The 20,744-nt window shown below is 56.9% G+C and carries 16 protein-coding genes; 9 read left to right on the forward strand and 7 right to left on the reverse strand.

Features of this window, described 5'->3' with window-relative positions; translation table 11 throughout:
* Positions 1–20 precede the first annotated feature (20 nt).
* Positions 21–1,226, forward strand: coding sequence for a geranylgeranyl diphosphate reductase (locus ACVDG4_RS09200; RefSeq protein WP_447234826.1), 1,206 nt, complete (start codon positions 21–23; stop codon positions 1,224–1,226).
* On the forward strand, positions 1,223–1,492 hold the full coding sequence (locus ACVDG4_RS09205) for a hypothetical protein (RefSeq protein WP_447234827.1): 270 nt from the start codon (positions 1,223–1,225) through the stop codon (positions 1,490–1,492). Before ACVDG4_RS09200 ends, ACVDG4_RS09205 begins: the two co-directional genes overlap by 4 nt.
* Here the strand turns inward: ACVDG4_RS09205 and ACVDG4_RS09210 are convergent.
* Positions 1,489–1,935 carry a TspO/MBR family protein gene (locus tag ACVDG4_RS09210; RefSeq protein WP_447234828.1) on the reverse strand — a complete coding sequence of 149 codons (447 nt, stop codon included), beginning with the start codon at positions 1,933–1,935 and terminating at the stop codon, positions 1,489–1,491. The two genes, ACVDG4_RS09205 and ACVDG4_RS09210, sit on opposite strands and share 4 nt — an antisense overlap.
* Before the next feature lie 345 nt (positions 1,936–2,280).
* On the opposite strand from ACVDG4_RS09210, the gene ACVDG4_RS09215 reads away from it, so the two are divergent.
* The 3 genes from ACVDG4_RS09215 (at position 2,281) to ACVDG4_RS09225 (ending at position 5,808) form a co-directional block, all read left to right on the forward strand.
* Positions 2,281–4,170, forward strand: coding sequence for a 1-deoxy-D-xylulose-5-phosphate synthase (locus tag ACVDG4_RS09215; protein ID WP_447234829.1), 1,890 nt, complete (start codon positions 2,281–2,283; stop codon positions 4,168–4,170).
* 122 nt (positions 4,171–4,292) lie between these two features.
* On the forward strand, positions 4,293–5,222 hold the full coding sequence (locus tag ACVDG4_RS09220; protein ID WP_447234830.1) for a cobalamin B12-binding domain-containing protein: 930 nt from the start codon (positions 4,293–4,295) through the stop codon (positions 5,220–5,222).
* 199 nt (positions 5,223–5,421) lie between these two features.
* A complete protein-coding gene (locus ACVDG4_RS09225; protein ID WP_409689579.1) occupies positions 5,422–5,808 on the forward strand; it encodes a hypothetical protein in 387 nt (128 codons plus the stop codon).
* Positions 5,809–5,890: 82 nt separating this feature from the next.
* On the opposite strand, the gene ACVDG4_RS09230 is transcribed toward ACVDG4_RS09225, so the two are convergent.
* Positions 5,891–8,683 (reverse strand): bifunctional aconitate hydratase 2/2-methylisocitrate dehydratase, encoded by a 2,793-nt coding sequence (locus tag ACVDG4_RS09230; RefSeq protein WP_447234831.1) that lies wholly within the window; start codon positions 8,681–8,683, stop codon positions 5,891–5,893.
* Positions 8,684–9,308: 625 nt separating this feature from the next.
* Here ACVDG4_RS09230 and ACVDG4_RS09235 point away from each other — a divergent pair.
* The gene (locus tag ACVDG4_RS09235; RefSeq protein ID WP_447234832.1) at positions 9,309–11,378 is read left to right on the forward strand and encodes a peroxidase family protein; all 2,070 of its coding nucleotides are present in this window, start codon (positions 9,309–9,311) and stop codon (positions 11,376–11,378) included.
* A 162-nt stretch (positions 11,379–11,540) separates the two neighbouring features.
* Here the strand turns inward: ACVDG4_RS09235 and ACVDG4_RS09240 are convergent, their stop codons facing one another.
* The 3 genes from ACVDG4_RS09240 to ACVDG4_RS09250 form a co-directional block, all read right to left on the reverse strand.
* Positions 11,541–12,422 (reverse strand): bile acid:sodium symporter family protein, encoded by an 882-nt coding sequence (locus ACVDG4_RS09240; RefSeq protein ID WP_447234833.1) that lies wholly within the window; start codon positions 12,420–12,422, stop codon positions 11,541–11,543.
* Between the two features lie 6 nt (positions 12,423–12,428).
* A complete protein-coding gene (locus tag ACVDG4_RS09245) occupies positions 12,429–14,144 on the reverse strand; it encodes an AMP-binding protein (protein WP_447234834.1) in 1,716 nt (571 codons plus the stop codon).
* A gap of 290 nt (positions 14,145–14,434) precedes the next feature.
* Positions 14,435–15,694 carry a urate hydroxylase PuuD gene (locus ACVDG4_RS09250; RefSeq protein WP_209172881.1) on the reverse strand — a complete coding sequence of 420 codons (1,260 nt, stop codon included), beginning with the start codon at positions 15,692–15,694 and terminating at the stop codon, positions 14,435–14,437.
* Between the two features lie 103 nt (positions 15,695–15,797).
* Between ACVDG4_RS09250 and ACVDG4_RS09255 the strand changes: the two genes are divergently transcribed.
* The 3 genes from ACVDG4_RS09255 (at position 15,798) to ACVDG4_RS09265 (ending at position 18,704) form a co-directional block, all read left to right on the forward strand.
* Complete coding sequence (locus ACVDG4_RS09255; RefSeq protein ID WP_306149500.1) at positions 15,798–16,715, forward strand: LysR family transcriptional regulator; 918 nt, start codon at positions 15,798–15,800, stop codon at positions 16,713–16,715.
* 88 nt (positions 16,716–16,803) lie between these two features.
* Positions 16,804–18,219 (forward strand): allantoinase PuuE, encoded by a 1,416-nt coding sequence (gene puuE / locus ACVDG4_RS09260; protein ID WP_447234835.1) that lies wholly within the window; start codon positions 16,804–16,806, stop codon positions 18,217–18,219.
* Positions 18,216–18,704, forward strand: coding sequence for an ureidoglycolate lyase (locus tag ACVDG4_RS09265; RefSeq protein WP_447234836.1), 489 nt, complete (start codon positions 18,216–18,218; stop codon positions 18,702–18,704). The genes puuE and ACVDG4_RS09265 overlap by 4 nt, the downstream gene beginning before the upstream one ends.
* Position 18,705: 1 nt before the next feature.
* Here the strand turns inward: ACVDG4_RS09265 and ACVDG4_RS09270 are convergent, their stop codons facing one another.
* A complete protein-coding gene (locus ACVDG4_RS09270) occupies positions 18,706–19,689 on the reverse strand; it encodes a type I glyceraldehyde-3-phosphate dehydrogenase (protein WP_447234837.1) in 984 nt (327 codons plus the stop codon).
* Between the two features lie 199 nt (positions 19,690–19,888).
* Positions 19,889–20,710, reverse strand: a complete 822-nt coding sequence (locus ACVDG4_RS09275) for a bifunctional allantoicase/(S)-ureidoglycine aminohydrolase (RefSeq protein ID WP_447234838.1) — start codon at positions 20,708–20,710, stop codon at positions 19,889–19,891.
* Positions 20,711–20,744 lie beyond the last annotated feature (34 nt).

The raw sequence follows: 20,744 nt of genomic DNA on the forward strand, positions 1-20,744 counted from the left end.
CTCACACCAGGGAGCCTGCAATGAAATCGAATTTTGATGTTGCTGTCATTGGAGGTGGTCCTTGTGGTGCGATCGCTGCGGAGCGCTTGGCGCGATCCGGTCATTCTGTTGTTCTGGTCGACCCGGACAACAAGATCAAACCCTGTGGGGGGGCAATCCCGTCCCGCGCCCTGAAAGACTTTGAGATCTCTGAAGACCTGCTGGTGGCCCGGGCCAATGCGGCACGTGTCATTGCCCCGTCGGGGAATGCGGTGGAAATGCGCATTGGCGATATTGGATTTGTGGGCATGGTCGACCGGGAAACCTTTGATCCATATCTGCGCGGCCGGGCTGAACAGGCGGGTGCCCGATTTGTCAGAGGCAAGCTGGCTGGCATGGACACAGCGTCGAACGGAAGCCTGGACCTGAAAGTAGACGGGACCGATCCAGAGCATCCTGGAACAACGGAACACCTCAATGCGCGCATGGTAATTGGTGCAGATGGCGCCAATTCCGCTGTCAGGCGGTTGATGTTCCCAGCGAAAAAGAAGCCGCCGTACGTTTTTGCCTATCACGAGATCGTGGAAAGCCCGGAAGCTCCGGACCCAGACGCCTTTCAGCGCGACCGCTGCGATGTTGTTTATGATGGCCGGATTTCTCCGGACTTCTATGGCTGGGTCTTCCCGCATGGGGGACAAACGTCCGTCGGCTGCGGCTCCGCGGTCAAGGGGCATAATCTCAGGGATGCCACGTCGGACTTGCGCGACCGTGCAGGGTTGACCGGACAACGGACGATCCGGCGCGAAGGGGCTCCGCTGCCCCTCAAACCAATGCGGCGGTGGGACAACGGACAGAATGTCCTTCTTGCCGGCGATGCCGCTGGCACCGTTGCCCCATCATCCGGCGAAGGCATCTACTACGCAATGCTGTGCGGCAACCTGAGTGCCGATGCCGTTGCTGAGTGCCTTGCGACCGGCCAAGCATCCGCTTTGCGCCAAGCCCGGCGCCGGTTCATGGCGGAACATGGCCGTATCTTTTTCATTCTTGGCATCATGCAGGCGGTCTGGTACCGCAGTGACGGTTTGCGGGAGCGGTTTGTGACGATGTGCGCCGACCCGGACGTCCAGCGCCTGACCTGGGAATCTTATCTGAACAAGCGTCTGGTCCGCCGCGATCCGCTCGGCCATATCCGGGTCTTCTTCAAGGATCTGGCACAACTTGCAGGTCTGCCGGCCAGCCAGAAATGAACCTGCTTTTGACCTGGCTACAGTCCGGATGGTTGCCGTTCGGCGCGGTTCTGTTTCTTTGGATAGAGTTCGCGGTTCTTTGCAGGTTTTCGAACGCACCTGGCGAGCGATTCAAGTTGTTGCTCGGCAATGTCCTTGCCGGAAGCTGCCTGATGGCCGCGCTCGGATTTGCCCTGCGCGGCGATGCCCTGTTTCTTGTGCTGTCATTTCTAAGCCTCGCACTGATCGCCCACATATGGGACCTGATCACGCGATTGCGTGTTTAGACTTCCGGGTTCAGTTGCTGGACGGCTCGATTGAGCAATCCGGCAGTTGTCACCCAGGCAAGATAAGGCACGAAAAGCAGCGCTGCGATCGGTGAAACAGGCCACGCAGTGACAATAAACCCTGCAATTGCCAACCAGAGAAGACCGACATCAACAAGCGCCAGATCCATGCGCCGCAGTCCGAAGAACAACCAGGACCAAGCCGCATTGAGCACGATCTGCAAGGCCCAGAATGCGATCGGCAACGACCAACCAACCTTGGACCAGACACTCCAGCCAGCATAGGCGATCATGATGTAAAGAAGTGTCCAGACCACCGGGAAAGCCCAGTTTGGCGGTGTCCAGCTCGGCTTTCGCAGCTCCTCGTACCACGGCCCTGGTTTGAACACGGCACCACTGGCCGCAGCCAGAAAAACGACACCAATAAAAACTGCGATGGCCATCAAAGGCTCCGTTCCGGGGGATTAGACCCTGCAATAGATAGAAACGCGGGTTCCGCAATGACGAACTGCGGAGCATTTGCGAACAGTCACACTGGATTAAAGGGCACCTGGCAGGAAAACAAGCCCACCACCGCTTTGCTCATGAGAGCCCAAAAACGTGCCGCGCCCCGCATTAACTGTCAACTTTGACGACATATTTTCGAACCTCACGTGTAAAAAAAAGTTTACACATCAACCAAGATCCCCGAGAATACCCTAACGACATCAGTGTCTACTGGTCGTACGTGAAGCTGGTCACAGCTTGGCAACACCAGAAAGACGGAACCATGCGGTGGAGGAAACGCAATGAGCTCCAACAGGACATCCGCAACCCCATTGCTGGATACCATCCACACGCCAGGAGACCTGAAAAGCCTCAGTGACGGTGAACTCGCCCAACTTGCTGATGAACTTCGGACAGATGTTATTGATATCGTGTCAGAAACCGGCGGCCATCTGGGATCTGGTCTTGGCGTTGTCGAACTCACAGTCGCCATCCACGCAGTGTTCGACACGCCGGACGACACCCTGATTTGGGACGTAAGCCACCAGTGCTACCCGCACAAAGTCCTGACCGGCCGGCGTGATAGAATGCGGACCTTGCGCAAAAAGGACGGCCTCTCCGGCTTCACGAAACGCAGCGAAAGTCCGTACGATCCATTCGGGGCTGCCCACTCCTCCACATCGATCTCTGCCGGGCTTGGATTTGCCGTTGCTCGGGATCTTGAAGGCAAGGACGGTCATGTCGTCTGTGTCATTGGCGACGGCGCAATGACAGCCGGGATGGCCTATGAGGGGTTCAACAACGCCGGCCACCTCAACAGCCGCATGATCGTCATCCTGAACGACAACAACATGTCGATTTCCCCGCCGACAGGCGCATTATCGGATCATCTCAACACCCTCGCCCAATCCGATACAGTCCAGCGGGAACGCAGCTTCTTTGAGAACATGGGATTTGCCTATCATGGCCCCGTCGACGGGCATGATGTTCCGACTCTCTTGGAGACATTGCGCCAGTTGAAAGAAGACGGCACCGGCCCTGTTGTCTTGCATGCCATCACACGCAAGGGGGCCGGCTATGTGCACGCAGAAGCGGCAAGCGACAAATATCACGGTGTTTCGAAGTTCGACGTTCCGTCTGGAAAACAGTCAAAGTCCGTTCCAAAGGCGCCGAGCTACACCAAGGTCTTTGCCAACGCTTTGATTGAGGAAGCCCGGCAGGATGACCGGGTTATCGCCATCACTGCCGCCATGGCGGAGGGAACTGGTGTTGACCTGTTTGGAAAACAATTTCCGGATCGCAGTTTCGATGTCGGGATCGCAGAGCAACATGCAGTGACCTTTGCCGGAGGGCTTGCCGCCAGCGGTATGCGGCCGTTCTGCGCGATCTATTCCACCTTCCTGCAGCGCGGCTATGATCAGGTCGTCCATGACATCGCCCTGCAAAACCTTCCCGTTCGTTTTGCCATTGATCGTGCAGGTCTTGTCGGCGCCGACGGCGCCACCCACGCCGGAGCCTTTGATATCGGTTTCCTGGCAAATTTGCCGAATTTCACGGTGATGGCCGCCGCTGACGAAGCGGAACTGGTCAACATGGTCAAGACAGCGACCGAACACGACCTTGGCCCCATTGCTTTCCGGTACCCGCGCGGTGAAGGAACGGGCGCACAACTTCCCGTTCAACCGGTTGCCCTGCCGATCGGAAAAGGCCGGATCGTCGACATCGGGCACACAGCCGCGCTGTTGTCTTTCGGCGGACGGCTGGAACAATGCCTCGAAGCCCGAGCGCTTTTGTCCGCACTCGGCATATCCGTCACGGTCGCCGATGCCCGCTTTGCCAAACCACTCGATACGGAGTTGATTGAGGACCTTGTTGAAACCCATGAGCTGCTGGTGACAGTCGAAGAAGGCGCGACCGGCGGCTTTGGGGCCCTCGTTTTGCATCACCTTGCAGACCAAGGCCTACTGGATGGACGCTGCGGCGTACGCACGATGACACTGCCCGATACGTTCATTTCGCAAGCATCGCCTTGGGAAATGTATAATGAAGCCGGGCTGAATGCCCGCCAGATCGCCGATCTCGTGCGTGTGACCCTGTCACGCATGGGTCACGGGTCACGGGCAACACTCGGAGGCGGGACCACCCGAATACAAGATCGCCCCATGTGGACGCACCATGCGGAGGACCGTTGAAGACCGGCACTTATTATTGCAGAGACGAATAGATGATCTCAATTGGCGGGGGAAAGGTTGTATAGTACGATCTTTTGCTTGGAGGAGCTTGACCGCCTAGGCCGAGACATCGGGAGGGGGAATTGGCCTATAAAGACGACAGCGAGCGACAGACGGAAAAAAACAAGACCCCGTCGGACCTTGCTGGCAATGGCCAGACGTTGAAGGCAGACGATGCTGCCAATTTGTCTCTGCAGGACCTCACCGTTCTGGAGACGACTGTGCGTGGGCAAGTGTCCGGTTTGGTCGGAGCGCTTCATCCAAAGGCTGCAAAACTAATTGTGAACGGGAACCCGGTTTCGGGTCTCGATCTTCGTTTGCATCCCGAACTGGATGAGCGGGCACGGCAAATGCCGTCCATGGATGTTGCTATTTCCTACCGCGTGCCGTTCCTGAAATCACTGATCGACCCGGACCCTCGCCACCACCGGGATCTGATCGAGGAACTTGTCCAGACCAATATCCCGCTTCAGACACTGGCCATACACTTGCTTTGCCCGATCGCAACCGAGCTTGGCAACTACTGGTGCACCGATGATGCCGATTTCATGCAGGTTGCCGTGGCTTCAACACGGTTGAGCAACATCGTCAATCATCTGACCCATGCCGGGCCTCAGCCATCCGTACCAACGTCGGCCAAACGGATCTTGCTGGCGCGGTCGCACGGGACCAAACATACGCTCGGCGTGAACCTGGTGAGAATGTGTTTCCGGGACCTTGGATGGATCGTCGATGGCGGCGCCGATATGGAAATCGGTGACACCATGTATATGCGCTTGTCTGCCAGGCCGTATGACATGCTTGGTTTGTCGGTCGGACGTCTCGAAGAGGCCAATGACTGCATGGAAGCCATTCAACGGTGCCGGTCGGAAGCCGCGACCGGCAATACCAAGATCGTCATTGGCGGTGCTGCTGTCCTGACGCATCCAGACAGCTTCCAGAACATGGGAGCTGATTTCGTCGCTCTCTCGGCTTTGGAAGCCATCACTTTGGCCGAACAAGCCGTTGGATGATCTCGTCCTGAATTGAAAAAAGCCATTGCTTCACCCAACGGCAGCTTTGCCACCTAAAGGCCTGCTTGGCGACTCAAACGTTGCCAGGTAACCAAAACGTCCCAAACCAAAACTCTCAGCGCCTCTAAAATGTCCCTTTTGTTCTCAAAAGGGAGAGGCTCTGCCGTCCAACAGGTTTTACACGCTGCAGGCATGACAGATGTCGGACACCCAAGAAAAAGAACAGAAAAGAGGCCCATCGGTGACACCCGGTTTCACAGACGGCAAAGGCCCAGCAACAAAAATCATCAAAATGTGCCTCGGCCTCGAACCGCATGGCGAGCAGGAGGTCATTGAACTCGGCCATGCGCTTTACCGGCAGTGGGAGCAGTTTTATCGGCCTACCAGCGGGTCTGTTGCGAAAACCCCGGACGAGATCCGGCAAATTACAAACCGCATGCGCGATTTCCTAACGAGTCTCAGAGTTCTTCAGTCACATGGCGCACTCCCGCACCCCGAGGACCCCGATCCTGGCACCCCCTACCCCGCTTTGAGCCTGGGCCTGATTAATCAGTGGTGGCATGGCATCGGCGACTGGAAGGCATAAAAAGGGGCGGCAGAGATCTCTGCCGCCCTTTTCGTATTTGATTTGTCAGCCGGCAAACCGGCTGCCTGAGTGTCTCTCTCGCTTAAAAGTGGACCGACTTTGAATCCAGCGGCTTCTGCAGCGGCGGAGCGAACTTGGTCAGGTTGATGCCTTCAACCGCTTCCTTGTACTCGTCCATGGTCGGTGTCCGGCCTAGGATCGCAGACAGCACCACGACCGGTGTCGAGGCGAGCAGGGATTCGCCCTTCTTGGTCTCGGAGTCCGCAACCACACGGCCCTGGAACAGGCGGGTCGATGTGGCAAGAACGGTATCGCCCTTGGCAGCCTTTTCCTGGTTGCCCATGCAGAGGTTACAGCCGGGACGCTCAAGGTACAGGATGTTCTCGTACTCGGTCCGGGCTGCAGTCTTCGGCGCGTTGTCATTGAACTCAAAGCCGGAGTACTTCTGCAGAACGTCCCAGTCACCCTCTTCCTTCAACTCATCGATGATGTTGTAGGTCGGAGCAGCCACAACAAGCGGTGCCTTGAAGTCGACCTTGCCTTGCGACTTTTCCAGGTTCTTGAGCATCTGAGCAACGATCTTGATGTCGCCCTTGTGCACCATGCAGGACCCGACGAAGCCGAGGTCGACTTTCTTTTCGCCGTGGTAGAAGGACACAGGACGGATCGTGTCGTGCGTGTACCGCTTGGAAACATCGGCGTTGTTGACGTCCGGGTCCGCGATCATCGGCTCATCGATCTCATCCAGATCGACAACGACTTCAGCGAAATACTTCGCATCGGCATCCGGGGTCAGCGCCGGTTTTTCGCCAGACTTGATTTCGCCAATGCGCTTGTCTGCCTTGTCGATCAGGCCCTGCAGAACCTTGGCATCGTTGTCCATGCCCTTGTCGATCATGGTCTGGATGCGGCCCTTGGCAAGCTCAAGAGATCCGATCAGGGTTTCATCGTTGGAGATACAGATGGAGGCCTTGGCCTTCATTTCCGCAGTCCAGTCGGTGAAAGTGAACGCCTGGTCTGCCAGCAACGTACCGATATGCACTTCGATGATGCGGCCCTGGAAGACGTTGTCGCCATGCTGCTTCAGCATCTGGGCCTGGGTTGCGTGCACGACATCGCGGAAGTCCATGTGATCCTTCATGGAACCCTTGAACGTGACCTTCACGCTTTCCGGGATCGGCATGGACGCCTCACCGGTCGCGAGCGCCAGCGCCACGGTTCCGGAGTCCGCGCCAAAGGCAACGCCCTTGGACATGCGGGTGTGGCTGTCACCGCCGATGATGATGTCCCAGTCATCAACCGTGATGTCATTCAGCACCTTGTGAATGACGTCCGTCATCGGGTGGTAGACGTTCTTCGGATCACGGCCGGTGATCAGACCAAACTTGTGCATGAATGACATCAGGCGCGGCGTGTTGGCCTGAGCCTTCAGATCCCAAACAGATGCTGTGTGACAGCCGGACTGATACGCACCGTCGACGAGCGGAGAAATCACCGTTGCGGCCATGGCTTCCAGTTCCTGGGAAGTCATCAGACCGGTGGTGTCCTGCGAGCCGACAATGTTGACCCGAACGCGGACGTCTGAGCCGGCATGAAGAACCTTGCCAGGTGTGGAGCCGACTGCGTTCTTGTTGAAGATCTTTTCAACGGCAGTCAGGCCCTGGCCTTCGTGAGACACTTCCTTGGACGGTGCAAAGACCGGCGGTGTTTCGATGCCAAGCGTTTCCGCGGCCAATGTCTGCAGCTTCTTGCCGAAGACGATGGCGTACGACCCACCGGCCTTCATGAACTCCATCTTTTGCGGCGTGAAAGAAGAAGACATGTCGACCAGCTCTTCATCGCCAGCCTCATTGAATAGTTTTTGCTTCTTCGTGTTGATGGTCAGGACCGTGCCGGTTTCGACAGAATACTTCTGCTCCAGCACCGGGTTGCCATCGTTGTTCAGGATCGGATTGCCGTCCGGGCCGAGTTTCTTGACCCAGTTTTTCAGATCGACACCGATGCCGCCGGTCACGCCGACTGTTGTCAGGAAGATCGGAGAAATACCGTTGGTGCCGGCAACAATCGGAGCAAAGTTGACAAACGGCACATATGGGCTTGCCTGTTTGCCGGTCCAAAGGGCCACGTTGTTGACACCGGACATGCGGGACGAGCCGACACCCATGGTGCCCTTTTCGGCAATCAGCATCACGCGCTTGCCCGGATGCTGCAGCTTCAGCGCTTCGATTTCTTTCTGCGCTTTCTCTGAAATCATGCACTTGCCGTGCAGTTCACGGTCGGCACGCGAGTGCGCCTGATTGCCCGGCGAAAGCAAATCGGTTGAGATATCACCTTCGGCGGCGATGTAGGTCACAACCTTGATCTCTTCGTCCAGGTCAGGAAGCGTCGTGAAGAAATCGGCGCGTGCGTAGCTTTCCAGGATTTCCTTGGCGATTTCGTTGCCGGCCTCATAGGCTTCTTTCAGGCGATCGGTATCTGCATCATACAGGAACACCTGGGTCTTCAGGACTTCGGCAGCGTCCTTCGCGATTGCCTCATCGTTGCCAAGGGCGAGATCCAAAAGGACCTCCACGGACGGGCCGCCTTTCATGTGGGACAACAGCTCGAAGGCAAAGGCAGGTGTGATTTCCGGAACGTTGACCCCGCCCAGAATGATTTCCTTAAGGAACTTTGCCTTGACGCCAGCAGCGCTCGTCGTTCCGGGCAAGGTGTTGTAGATGAAGAATTTGAGCGAGTCGTCGCGGTGTTCGTTGCCAGCGTCCTTGATCTGCGTGATCAGCTCGGCAACCAGAGCTCCGTCTTCGATTGGCTTGGGATGCAAGCCCTGCTCTTTGCGCGTTTCGATCTCGGCGAGATATTCAGTGTAGAGACTCATAAGGACCCCGGCGTCTTGAAGTTGGATATCGCTTAGTCGCCGGGTCGCACATTTGCTGGCTCGCCGGGTAAGCTCGCTGCGCACTACATAATTCAGTATACAATGGTATGCAATATTGTTCGCTGAATTAATTGCGGTTCGATTGCTTCTTAACCGCACACCACTGAGCAAGTCTTAATGGGCACTCGAATTCATGCGCCTATCACGACCGCCTGTCGCGTGATGCTCTGGGATGCGGCGCCCAATTCCCGCAGTCCTCAAAGCCTTTCTAACTTAGCATTTTTTCATGGCCAACGGAATGAATCCTGTTCCGAAGGGTTGTTCCAGTAGGGCGTGCATAAATCTGGGTGTGGTGGACTCCAGACTGGGGGACGAGCGGTATGTTGCTCCGTACCGGAGGTCATTGCCTTGCGATTTTTATTGCAAGGCCGCAACACAAACCAACGACACCAGCCAGCTCGCAGCCCGGCGCTGCGATTGCCGTTCATTCGTGCGATCCACGTCCGCTCACCTCACCATTCCAAAGCAACAGCAGTTCCTCGCATTCGACCAAACGCCGCGTGCACTGGCGTTTTGACGATACCGCACGTTCCGTCCCATCCAACAATAAAATCAGGAGCCTGAGATGCCTCGGTCCAATCAAGATCAACGTCGCGATCAGCAAAACCCGGATCAGCCACAAAACCAGCAAAACGCGCCAAACGCTTTGGCGCAGATTCAGGCAAACCTTGTCGCGGCTCTTGAAACCCGGTCCATTGACGGATCCTCAAGTCATGAGACCAACATCGACTGGGGATCTGTCGGCCAGCAAATGCTGCGCTTAACAGATGCGAACTACACAGACGGCATCGGCTCCGTCGCAACTGACCTTCCGAACGCGCGCGCGATCAGCAACGCCGTTGCGCAGCAAACTGAAGATATGCCCAATTCGTTTGGCCTAAGTGACATGTTCTGGGTCTGGGGCCAATTCATCGATCATGACATCACACTGACCGGCAGCGAGGGATTTGAATTCGCGCCGATTGTTGTCCCTGCTGGCGACAGCGACTTTGACCCAACCGGAACGGGTGAAGCGGTCATACCGTTTACACGCGCGGGATTTGTTGATGGAACCGGAGCCACGTCTGACCGGCAATACAGCAATGAAATCACCGCTTTTATCGATGCCTCCATGGTTTACGGATCAGATGCCGAAACTGCCGCCTCGCTGCGCGGCGACGGTGGAACGTTGCTCCTGACGGACAACAACCTCCTCATCGAAACGGAAACAGGTGGCGTGTTGGCCGGCGAAGTGCGCGCAGCGGAAAATGTCGCTCTGACATCCATGCACACCCTGTTTGCCCGCGAGCATAACCTCTGGGTGGACCGGCTGGCCCGCCAGGACCCAAGCATGAGCTCGGATGAACTCTATGACGCAGCCCGGATCATCATTGAAGCTGAAATCCAGGCAATCACCTATAATGAGTTTCTGCCACTCCTCTTGGGAGAGGATGCCATCACGGATTACGCCGGGTACAATCCAGACGTAAATCCTGGCATTTCGGTCGAATTTGCAACTGCCGCTTTCCGCTTTGGCCACAGTCTCTTGTCATCCAGCATTCAAAGGTTGGACCGGGATGGCGACACCATCGCTGCCGGAAATCTCTCTTTGAGTGAAGCGTTTTTCAACCCGTCAGAGATTGCAGAGAATGGGGGCATCGACCCCCTTCTGCGCGGACTTGCAGACGGCATGGCGCAAGAGTTGGACACACACATCGTAGAGGATGTGCGCTCCTTCCTGTTTGGCGCTCCAGGGTCTGGCGGGCTTGATCTCGCCGCCTTGAACATCGAGCGCGGCCGGGATCTTGGGGTCGCCAGCTACAACGACCTTCGCGAGTCCCTCGGCTTGCAACGCGCAGCTGACTTCTCGGATATAACGTCGGATGCCACATTGGCCGCAAAACTGGCCGGCGTTTACGGATCCGTCGATCAGGTCGATGCCTGGATCGGCGGACTTGCCGAAGACCCCTCGGGCAGCGGCTTCGTCGGAGAATTGTTCGCGACGATCCTCCTTGATCAGTTTTTGCGGTTGCGCGACGGGGATCCCTTCTGGAGCCAGGGCCTGGATCTACCTCAGGCTCAGATTGACGCTCTGTGGTCTACCACGCTGGCCGACGTGATCGAGCGCAACACGGACATCCGGTCCATTCAGGACAACGTGATGCTGGCTTACGACCGCCTCGGCGGGACCAATAGGGATGATGCTTTGGTCGGTTCGGAAGAGCGAGACCTGATCTTGGGCAATCGCGGCAATGACGTTCTGGACGGCGCCGGCGGAGACGATCAGTTGGAGGGACAGGACGGAAACGATGTCCTGTTCGGCCAGGCCGGAAACGACCTACTTTATGGCGGCGATGGCAATGACGTGCTGGTCGGCGGCACGGGCAACGACACCCTCAATGGCGGGCGCGGCAGCGACGCCTATGTCTTTGACGGAGCCTTCGGATCGGACACAGTAACTGATTTCAGCACCAGTAACCGCAACGGTGACGTCCTTCAAATCGGGGTCGCAGGTTTCTCATCATCTACCGAAATCCTGGCCGTCGCCGCGGACACCGATGCCGGGGTCGTTTTCCGTTTCTCAGACAGCCTGTCGATCACCCTGCTTGGCGTTTCCGTTTCGCAGTTGGACGCATCGGATATTCAAATCATCTGATTACAAAGGACTGAGGAACAACTTGCTGCGATCTGATCGGCGCAGAGACCCGACAGCCGTTAAAGCAAATCGCGTTTAAGCGGACTCAGGTTTCGCTGCCTCTCGGTAGCGCCTCGAACGCGAAACCTGAAAAATTCTGAATTCGATTAAACGCGACACGCTCTAAAGCAGGCTGTCGGGGATCTTCTGTTCTGCGGCCGTGTTCGCCCGCCGGAAGATGAGTGTCACCAAGGTCGACGTGATCACGATGAACAGGGAATAGAGCGCCGCCACGGCCATGATCCCCTGCTGCTCGTCGCTTGGGAAGGTCAGGGCGATGATGGCGACAGCCAGCGGTCCATTCTGAATGCCGGTCTCCAAGGCGATTGTCCGAACATTGCGTGGATGGAGCTTCAAGGACCGGGCGAAGAGATAGCCGACCAATATCCCGAAGACACCGAGCGTGATCGCTGCGAAATAGGTCGCCGGTGTGGTTGTCAGAAGGAATTGCCAGTTCCGCGGGATCCAGGAGATCGCGATGAAGGCGATAAAGAACAAGGCCAAAGCCGATCCGAAGAACTCCGTCACCGCTCCGATATTTGCACTGATTTTGCGCAAACCCATGCCGATCGCGACAGGGACCAACAGGATCACAAGGGTTGCGATGATGTTTTCCCGCGGGATTTCGAGATCCAGCGCCGTGGCGTAGATCACAAGGACAATCGGGATGAGGATGACGCCGAACACGGTCGAAGTCACCGTCATGAGTACGGACAGCGCCAGATTGCCTTTGGAGAAATAGGCAAAAATGTTCGATGTCGTGCCCCCCGGCATGCAGGACATGATCAACAGCCCGATAGCAATCGGCTCGGGCAATGCCAAAGCCAGTGTCATCAGGAAGCCGATGAACGGCATAAAGCCATATTGTGAGACAACGCCAACGGCGAGACCATAGGGCCGGCGCAGTGCCAGATAGAAGTCGCGCGGGGTCAGGGACGCGCCCATTCCCAGCATGATGACAAAGATCATGGCCGCCAGAAGCGCCTGTTCAAATGCTCCGACCATGTAGTGTTACTCCGCCGCCTGCAGCTCTTCTGCGCGCAGGTCTTTTCTGAGGATCTTGCCAACGTTTGATTTGGGCAGGTCGTCCCGGATCTCAACCCGTTTGGGCACCTTGTACGCTGTCAGGTGCTCCTTGCAATGAGCCCGGATCACCTCTTTGGTCAGGCTCTTGTCGTTCAGAACAACATAGGCCTTCACCGCTTCTCCAGTGGTGTCATCCGGAACGCCAATTACGGCGGCTTCGAAGATGCCCGGATGCAAGGCAAGGCAGTCTTCGACCTCGTTCGGATACACATTGAAGCCCGACACGACAATCATGTCCTTCTTCCGATCAACGATGTAGAAGTACCCATCCGGCTCCATCACGCCGATATCACCTGTCAGAAACCAACCATCCCGCATGACGATCGCGGTCTCTTCTGGCTTGTTCCAATATCCAGCCATAACCTGTGGGCCTTTGGCGGCGATTTCCCCGCGCTCGCCCTGCGGCACCGGGTTTCCGTCATCGTCCACACAGCGCAACAAGGTGGACGGCAGCGGTATCCCGATCGAACCGTCCCGCGTCTTGCCGATTGGGTTGAAACTGAGAACAGGTGAGGTTTCGGTCAGCCCGTAGCCCTGCAGCACCGGCCGGCCCGTCACCTCCTCCCATCTGCGCGCGACATCTGCCTGTAAGGCCATGCCGCCGGCAGAGGAAAACTTCAGATATTTTGGCGGGCTGTCGAGAAACCACGTCTCGTTGCACAGACCGTTGAACAAGGTGTTCACCCCGCTCATCCAGGTGATCTTGTAATTCTCAAACGCGCGTTTGAGATTTGTCAGCGGCCGGGGATTCGGGATCAGAATGTTCCGCGATCCGATCCAATAAAAGGCAAGCAAATTCAGCGTGAACGCGAAGATATGGTAAAGCGGAAGGGCTGTCAGAGCGACCTCCTCGCCTCGTTGCACCGCCGGACACATCTCCAGCGATTGCTCCATGTTCATTAGCAGGTTCTTGTGGGTGAGCATCGCGCCCTTCGCAACACCCGTCGTCCCGCCGGTGTATTGCAAGCAGGCCACATCGTCGGGCTCGACGGACTGGTGATAGGCATCAACTTCGACATGGTCGCGGGTTTTGTGGTCCCGCCCCGCTGCGAGCGCTTCCGGAAAACGGATATGCGGGATTTCGATTGGTTTGACCGACCGGTCCCAGTATTTTTGCACCAACCCGATGATGCCGCGCGGCAATGACGGCAAAAACTCCGCAACCCGCGTGACGATAATGTTGGGGATCGGATGTCCCTTTGTTGCAGCCGGGATCTTGTCGGCAAACATATCGACAATCACCAGCGCATGCGGTTCCGCATCCTGGAACTGCCGCGCCATCTCTTCAGCCGTGTAAAGCGGGTTGACGTTTACCAGAACACAGCCGGCCTTGAAGACCCCAAAGGCAGCGATTGGAAACGACAGGCCATTTGGCATTTGCAACGCTACGCGGTCGCCCTGTGCAAGTCCTGCCACCTCCCGAAGATAGACCGCAAAGGCGTCTGACATTTCATCGACCTGCTCGAAGGTCAAAGTGCCGTTCATGCCATTGTGCATGCAGGTCGTGAAGGCCGGGGCAGACTTGAAAGTGTCTGCTGCAGACCGGATCAAGTCACTGATCGTGCGGTAGGATGCGGTCTCTATATCGGACCGCACATCGGGTCCATAAAACGCGGTCCACGGACGATCGCTTGATGTCATTACTTCCCCCCCGGCATCAACGCCTGTTCCTCAAACAACCCTCAGTTGCCTCCTCAAGCAGTGAAGATTGCACCTCAACCATAGATGCGGGATGGCCTTAGTAAAACCCCGTGACGCAAGGGCATAGGCAAAGTTTTTTATTGGGAGAATTGACGAATGACACAAGTCTTTAATTGACAGAGCCGAACAGAGAACAATGCCGCCTCCCGAATTAAAGCATTGGGAGGCGGGCAGGTGCTGTTTAACAAGCGCGATATTTCAAGCGTGAAAGAAATTGACCGACCGGTCCGTCAGCGCGCGCCGATCCAGAATGGCTGATCCTTGGTGGCGTTCCGGTACCAAGCCACAATCGCGCGCCGTTCGCTCTCTTCCATATGAGACACATTGGCCGGCGGCATGGCGTTGGTCACACCAGCCTGGAGATAAACCTGCTTGGCCGAGCGCACAACATCTGCTTCCGTCTCCAGAAGCACATCTTTCGGCGCCCAGTGGATCCCCTCGTAGAAGGGCTCCCGTGCATGGCACATGGCGCAGCGCCCGGGCACGATCGCCATCACCTCTTCAAACCCTTCGGCATTGGCAAAGACCTGCTCGGTCTTTGTCAGCGGACGCGCTTCGGACGCTTCGTAGGTGTCGTGCTGAAGCGGAGCCATCGACAGCCAGATAACACCGAGGAACAGAAGCGCGGTTACCAGCCATGTCCAGGTCGGATTGCCGGTTCCGGCATGGTTGGAGTTGAAGTAGTGCCGGATGGTGACGCCCATCAGGAAGACAAGCGCAGCGATTACCCAGTTGTACTCCGAAGCAAACGCCAACGGGTAGTGATTGGACAGCATCAGGAAGATGACTGGCAGGGTCAGGTAATTGTTGTGCGTGGACCGCAGCTTGGCGATCTTGCCGTATTTCGGATCAGGTGTCCGGCCCGCTTTCAGGTCCGCAACGACGATTTTCTGGTTCGGAATGATGATGAAGAAGACATTCGCCGACATGATGGTCGCCGTAAAGGCGCCCAAATGCAGCATGGTGGCCCGGCCGGTGAAGACCAGATTGTAGCCATATCCCATCACGACCAGCAGCGCGAACAGGAGAACCATCAACAGGGTCGGGTTGTCGCCAAGCTTCGACTTGCAGAGGAAGTCATAGACAAGCCAGCCGATCGACAGGGATGCTGCAGAGATCAAGATGCCCTGCCAAAGCGCAAGGTCCGCTTTTGCCGGATCGATCAGATAAAGTTCGCCGCCGACCCAGTAGACCATCATCAAGAGGGCCGCGCCGGACAACCAGGTCGCATAACTCTCCCATTTGAACCAGATCAGATGTTCCGGCATGTTCGCGGGTGCGACCAGGTATTTCTGGATATGGTAGAAGCCGCCGCCGTGGACCTGCCATTCTTCACCATGCGCGCCGACAGGCAAATGCGGCACTTTTCTAAGGCCCAGATCAAGCGCAATGAAGTAAAACGACGAGCCGATCCAGGCGATCGCGGTGATGACATGAAGCCACCTGACGGCAAACATCAGCCAGTCCCAAATGATGGCGATATCCAGCATTCCAATCCCTCCAAAAACTTTGCCATCAACCTAGTCGATCATCCAATTTTCTGGTATCCCGACATAATCCAAGCAGTTTCAAAAAATCCGGAACAATCGCCACATGGCTTACCTGGAGAATATCCGCACCTTTTTACGTGTCTATGAGCTCGGTAACATGTCCGCGGCCGCAAGGGACCTTAGAATTTCGTCTGCGGTCGCGTCGTCCCGGATTTCTCAACTGGAAGAACACCTGAATGTCCGGCTGTTTCAGCGCACGACCCGTGCGCTGAGCCCGACCGAACAGGGCAATATCTTTTACCGCGGCGCAACAAAAATAATGGAAGCGGTGGAAGAAGCGGAAGCGGAAATCACCAACATGACCCGCTCACCGCGCGGCACACTGTTCGTGGCCGCTCCCATCAGCATGGGGCAAAGCCTAATTGCCCCAGCCATTCCGACCTTCAAGGCAGACCATCCGCTGATCGATATCCGGCTGCGTTTGTCTGACCGGAAGGTGGACCTGACAGGCGAAGGCCTCGATGCCGCATTCTTTTTGGGGGTTCCGGAAGATTCGAACCTGAAAATCCGCAAGATCGCCGATTGCCAGAGGATCCTCTGCGCTTCGCCGGACTACATCGCCAAAACGGGTCAACCGGCATCGAGCGCCGATTTATCGACAGGCAAATTCGACTGCCTGAACATGCGCTATCCCGGCGCGCCAGAATTTCAGTGGCCCCTTGAAACACCCGAGGGTGTGAAACGTATTCCGGTCAAAGGTCCTTTTGAGTCCGACCACGGCGATGTGCTCACCGCTTGGGCTCTGGAAGGTCACGGAATTGTTCTGAAACCGGTGTTTGAAGTGGCGGAACACTTGAAGTCCGGGCGCTTGGTTCAGGTTTTGGAGAACGAACCACCGATCCCCGTTCAAATGGCATGCCTTTACACCCACCGCCGCCGTCAGGATCCTAAAGTCCGCCTCTTTATTGATTTCATGGTTGCACACATTCAGGACGAACTGGCCAAAACGCCTTCAGTCTGAAACTGGAACTGTGAAGCACTTTCAAGAATTATCGAAAACCGAATACCCGCGTGCTGTTTTATAAGACCGGAAAGCTTGGAGGTCTGTCTTGAATCGCTATCCCCGCAATCTTCGTGGTTATGGTCCCACGCCGCCGAACGCAAACTGGCCGAACGGTGCCAAGGTCGCTGTGCAATTCGTCCTGAACTATGAGGAAGGCGGCGAGAACTGCGTCCTTCACGGCGATCCCGCGTCTGAAGCGTTCTTGTCAGATATTCCAGGTGCGGCCCAGTGGCCGGGTCAACGCCACTGGAACATGGAATCCATGTATGAGTACGGCGCGCGTGCCGGTTTCTGGAGGATCCACCGGCTCTTCACCGGCGCAGACATTCCACTGACGATCTATGGTGTTGCAACAGCGCTCGCCCGAAATCCGGAACAGGTCGCGGCCATGAAGAGCGCTGGCTGGGAAATTGCCAGCCATGGTCTGAAATGGATCGAACACAAGGACATGGATCCTGAGACCGAACGCGCGGCCATTGCGGAAGCGACCCGTCTCCACACGGAAGTCACAGGTGAGCGTCCGCACGGCTGGTACACCGGGCGCTGCTCGGAAAGCACGGTCCGGCTGGTCGCGGAAGAAGGTGGCTTTGACTACATATCCGACACCTATGACGATGATCTGCCCTATTGGCTTGAGATCGGCGGCAAGCAACAGCTTATCATTCCTTACACGCTGGAAGCCAACGACATGCGCTTTTCCGTATCGCCGGGATGGAGCAGCGGCGAGGATTTCTTCGAGTACCTGAAAAACGCATTCGATGTTCTCTATGCCGAAGGTGAAGCGGGCGCACCGAAGATGATGTCTATAGGCCTTCACTGTCGCTTGATCGGCCGGCCGGGCAAGATCGCGGCCTTGAAGAAGTTTATCGATTACATCCAGAGCCACACCGACGTTTGGTGTCCGCGCCGTATCGAGATTGCTGAGCATTGGGCCAAACACCATCCGCCGCAAGCCTTTGAGCGGCCGAGCCAGATGGATCGCGGCACGTTCGTTGCCAGATTTGGCGGCATCTTTGAGCACTCACCCTGGATTGCAGAACGTGCGTTTGATTTGGAACTCGGCCCGGCGCATGACTGTGCGGCCGGGGTGCACAATGCGCTCTGCCGCAAATTCCGGACCGCGAGCGCGGAGGAGCGTTTGGGCGTATTGACCGCACACCCGGACCTTGCCGGAAAGCTGGCAGCGGCTGGACGCCTCACCGCAGAAAGCAGCAGCGAACAAGCAGGAGCGGGTTTGGACATGCTCACCGACGACGAGCGGGAGACCTTTACCAAGCTCAATTCCGACTACGTCGCCAAACACGGTTTCCCATTCATCATCGCTGTCCGTGATCACAGCAAGGCATCCATCCTGGCTGCCTTTCACGAGCGGATCGGCAATGACCGTGAAACGGAATTTGCTGAGGCTTGCCGACAGGTTGAGCGGATCGCGGAATTCCGCCTGATGGATGTTCTGCCATGACCCATGTTCTGACGCCCGCGCCACTGACAGCTGAGGCCTTTTCTGCCTATGGCGATGTGATCGAGGTTTCCGGTGAGCCGGACAAGATCATCAATCAAGGCATGTGCGGGCGTCATCATGATCTGGCAAAGGTTGATTTTGGCAACGGCCGCGCCGGGATCAGCCTCTTTGACGCAAAGGCTCGGACCTTTCCCTACACGGTCGACATGGTCGAGCGGCACCCGGACGGCAGTCAGGCATTTGTTCCACTGGACTGTGTTCCGATGCTGGTGATTGTCGCCGAAGACCAAGACGGCGCGCCGGTCAATTTGAAAGCCTTTGTCACCCAGCCGGGGCAATCCATCAACCTTCACCGAGGCACGTGGCACGGAGTCCTTGCCCCAATCGAAAAACCGGGCCGCTATATCGTCGTCGACCGGATCGGGGATGGCGCGAACCTGGAAGAACACTGGTTCGATACGCCCTGGATCGTTGAAGCGGTTTGACCTACCGGGCCGCCATGATGCGCGCCATGTCGATCATCCGGCAGGAAAAGCCCCATTCATTGTCGTACCAGCCGAAAATGCGGACCTGACGGTCCCCAACAGCAAGCGTTTCCGGCAGAGCAACAACCAGAGACTCCGGCCGGGCACGCATATCGGTCGAGACGACATGATCGTTCGTAAAACCGACGATTGAACTGCTGTCAAAGATCTTCTGGAGCTGCGCGTTGACGTCGTCTTCTGGCGGCTCTTTCAACGTGAGCGTAACGTCTATTGCCGAGACACTGATCGCGGGAACTCGCACGGCAGCCCCGCTGACTTTGCCGTCCAGCTGCGGCAGAACAACGCCCAAGAGCTTGGTCGCACTGGTGGTCGTCGGAACCATAGACACACCGCCTGCCCGGCTGCGCTCCAGCGGCCCACGCGGCGCATCCACCATCGGCTGACTGCCGGTGTAACAGTGCACCGTCGTCATGTGGCCGGTTTCGATGCCGATCGCATCATCAATTCCGCGCAAGAGCGGAGCCAAGGCGTTTGTTGTGCAAGACCCATTGGACACAATCGTGTGGCTGCCGAGCTGGTCTTCATTCGCCCCGAGCACCAGGGTCACATCTGCGGCAGCAGACGGCCCGGAGATAAGCACATTGCTGGCGCCGGCCTTGAGGCCCCGGGATGCAACATCTCTGGTATCCGCCCGCCCTGTGCATTCCAAAACCACATCCACACCTGACAGGTCGAACCCGGAAATATCCGGCGCACACGTGAACGGGATTTTACGCCCGTCCACGATCAGGCTGTCGTCCGTGCGCTCAACGGATCCCGGATAAGGACCAAAGACGCTGTCGTACTTGAAGAGGTACGCGCAGGTCTCGAGCGCGGCGATGTCATTGATCTGCACCACATCAATGGAGCGACCAGCTGGCAACCGCAGTATTTGGCGCAAGACAGTCCGGCCAATACGGCCGAACCCGTTGATGACGATCCGCATGTTACATGTCCGCTATGATGAAGAGCAGCCGGAACACCCGGCAAAGCCGGGGTTGTCACAGCCCGGCAGGTGAAGCTGGACCGCGGTCTTATTGTTATCAATCCATGGCTGCCTGTCTCGAAAAACATTGTCCTTAGAGACAATTATGGGAAAAGCGAGCCACTATCGCCCCTATTCCCATTCTGTCTGGCGAAGCTGCTTAGAGCGCCATGTGCCGATTGACGTCCTTGTAAAGAAGGTACCGGAACGGTCCCGGGCCGCCGGCATAACAGGCCTGAGGGCAAAAGGCCCGGAGCCACATATAGTCACCGGCCTCCACTTCGACCCAATCCTGATTAAGCCGGTAAACCGCCTTGCCTTCGAGCACATAAAGCCCGTGCTCCATCACATGGGTCTCGGCAAAGGGAATAACCGCCCCCGGCTGGAAGGTGACGATGTTGACATGCATGTCGTGCCGCAAGTCCTTGGGATCGACGAAGCGGGTCGTTGCCCACTTGCCGTCCGTGCCCGGCATTTCAATCGGCGCGACATCGTCTTCATGGGTCACAAAAGCCTCGGGAAAATCCAGACCTTCGACAGCTTCATAGGATTTGCGTACCCAGTGAAAGCGCACCGGATTGGTGCTTTCATTCTTGAAGGTCCAATCCGTCTCGGGCGGCAGGAAGGCATAACTCCCGGCGCGCAATTCATGGCGCGTTCCCTCGATAGTCAGAACGGCCTCGCCCTCCACAACAAAAAGAACACCTTCAGCATCGGGGTCCGTTTCCGGGCGCTCTGAACCGCCACCGGGTGAGACTTCCATGATGTACTGCGAAAAGGTCTCGGCAAACCCGGACAATGGGCGGGACAGGACCCAAAGACGCGTCTCATCCCAAAATGGCAGATAGCTGGTTACGATATCGCGCATGGTCCGGCGCGGAATGACGGCATAGGCGTCTGTAAAGACGGCCCTGTCAGTCAAGAGTGTTTCCTGCCCTGGATGTCCGCCTGTGGGCGCATAGTACGACTTCGGCACTGCCATTCTTCCCTTAAATTCAGTTGCAAACGGAAATATG

The organism is Roseibium sp. MB-4 (genome assembly GCF_053005265.1).

Coding starts and splice junctions, on each gene's coding strand:
- ACVDG4_RS09200 (WP_447234826.1), top strand. CDS start 21: ATGAAATCGAATTTTGATGTTGCTGTCATTGGAGGTGGTCCTTGTGGT.
- ACVDG4_RS09205 (WP_447234827.1), top strand. CDS start 1,223: ATGAACCTGCTTTTGACCTGGCTACAGTCCGGATGGTTGCCGTTCGGC.
- ACVDG4_RS09210 (WP_447234828.1), bottom strand. CDS start 1,935: ATGGCCATCGCAGTTTTTATTGGTGTCGTTTTTCTGGCTGCGGCCAGT.
- ACVDG4_RS09215 (WP_447234829.1), top strand. CDS start 2,281: ATGAGCTCCAACAGGACATCCGCAACCCCATTGCTGGATACCATCCAC.
- ACVDG4_RS09225 (WP_409689579.1), top strand. CDS start 5,422: ATGTCGGACACCCAAGAAAAAGAACAGAAAAGAGGCCCATCGGTGACA.
- ACVDG4_RS09230 (WP_447234831.1), bottom strand. CDS start 8,683: ATGAGTCTCTACACTGAATATCTCGCCGAGATCGAAACGCGCAAAGAG.
- ACVDG4_RS09235 (WP_447234832.1), top strand. CDS start 9,309: ATGCCTCGGTCCAATCAAGATCAACGTCGCGATCAGCAAAACCCGGAT.
- ACVDG4_RS09240 (WP_447234833.1), bottom strand. CDS start 12,422: ATGGTCGGAGCATTTGAACAGGCGCTTCTGGCGGCCATGATCTTTGTC.
- ACVDG4_RS09245 (WP_447234834.1), bottom strand. CDS start 14,144: ATGACATCAAGCGATCGTCCGTGGACCGCGTTTTATGGACCCGATGTG.
- ACVDG4_RS09250 (WP_209172881.1), bottom strand. CDS start 15,694: ATGCTGGATATCGCCATCATTTGGGACTGGCTGATGTTTGCCGTCAGG.
- ACVDG4_RS09255 (WP_306149500.1), top strand. CDS start 15,798: ATGGCTTACCTGGAGAATATCCGCACCTTTTTACGTGTCTATGAGCTC.
- ACVDG4_RS09265 (WP_447234836.1), top strand. CDS start 18,216: ATGACCCATGTTCTGACGCCCGCGCCACTGACAGCTGAGGCCTTTTCT.
- ACVDG4_RS09270 (WP_447234837.1), bottom strand. CDS start 19,689: ATGCGGATCGTCATCAACGGGTTCGGCCGTATTGGCCGGACTGTCTTG.
- ACVDG4_RS09275 (WP_447234838.1), bottom strand. CDS start 20,710: ATGGCAGTGCCGAAGTCGTACTATGCGCCCACAGGCGGACATCCAGGG.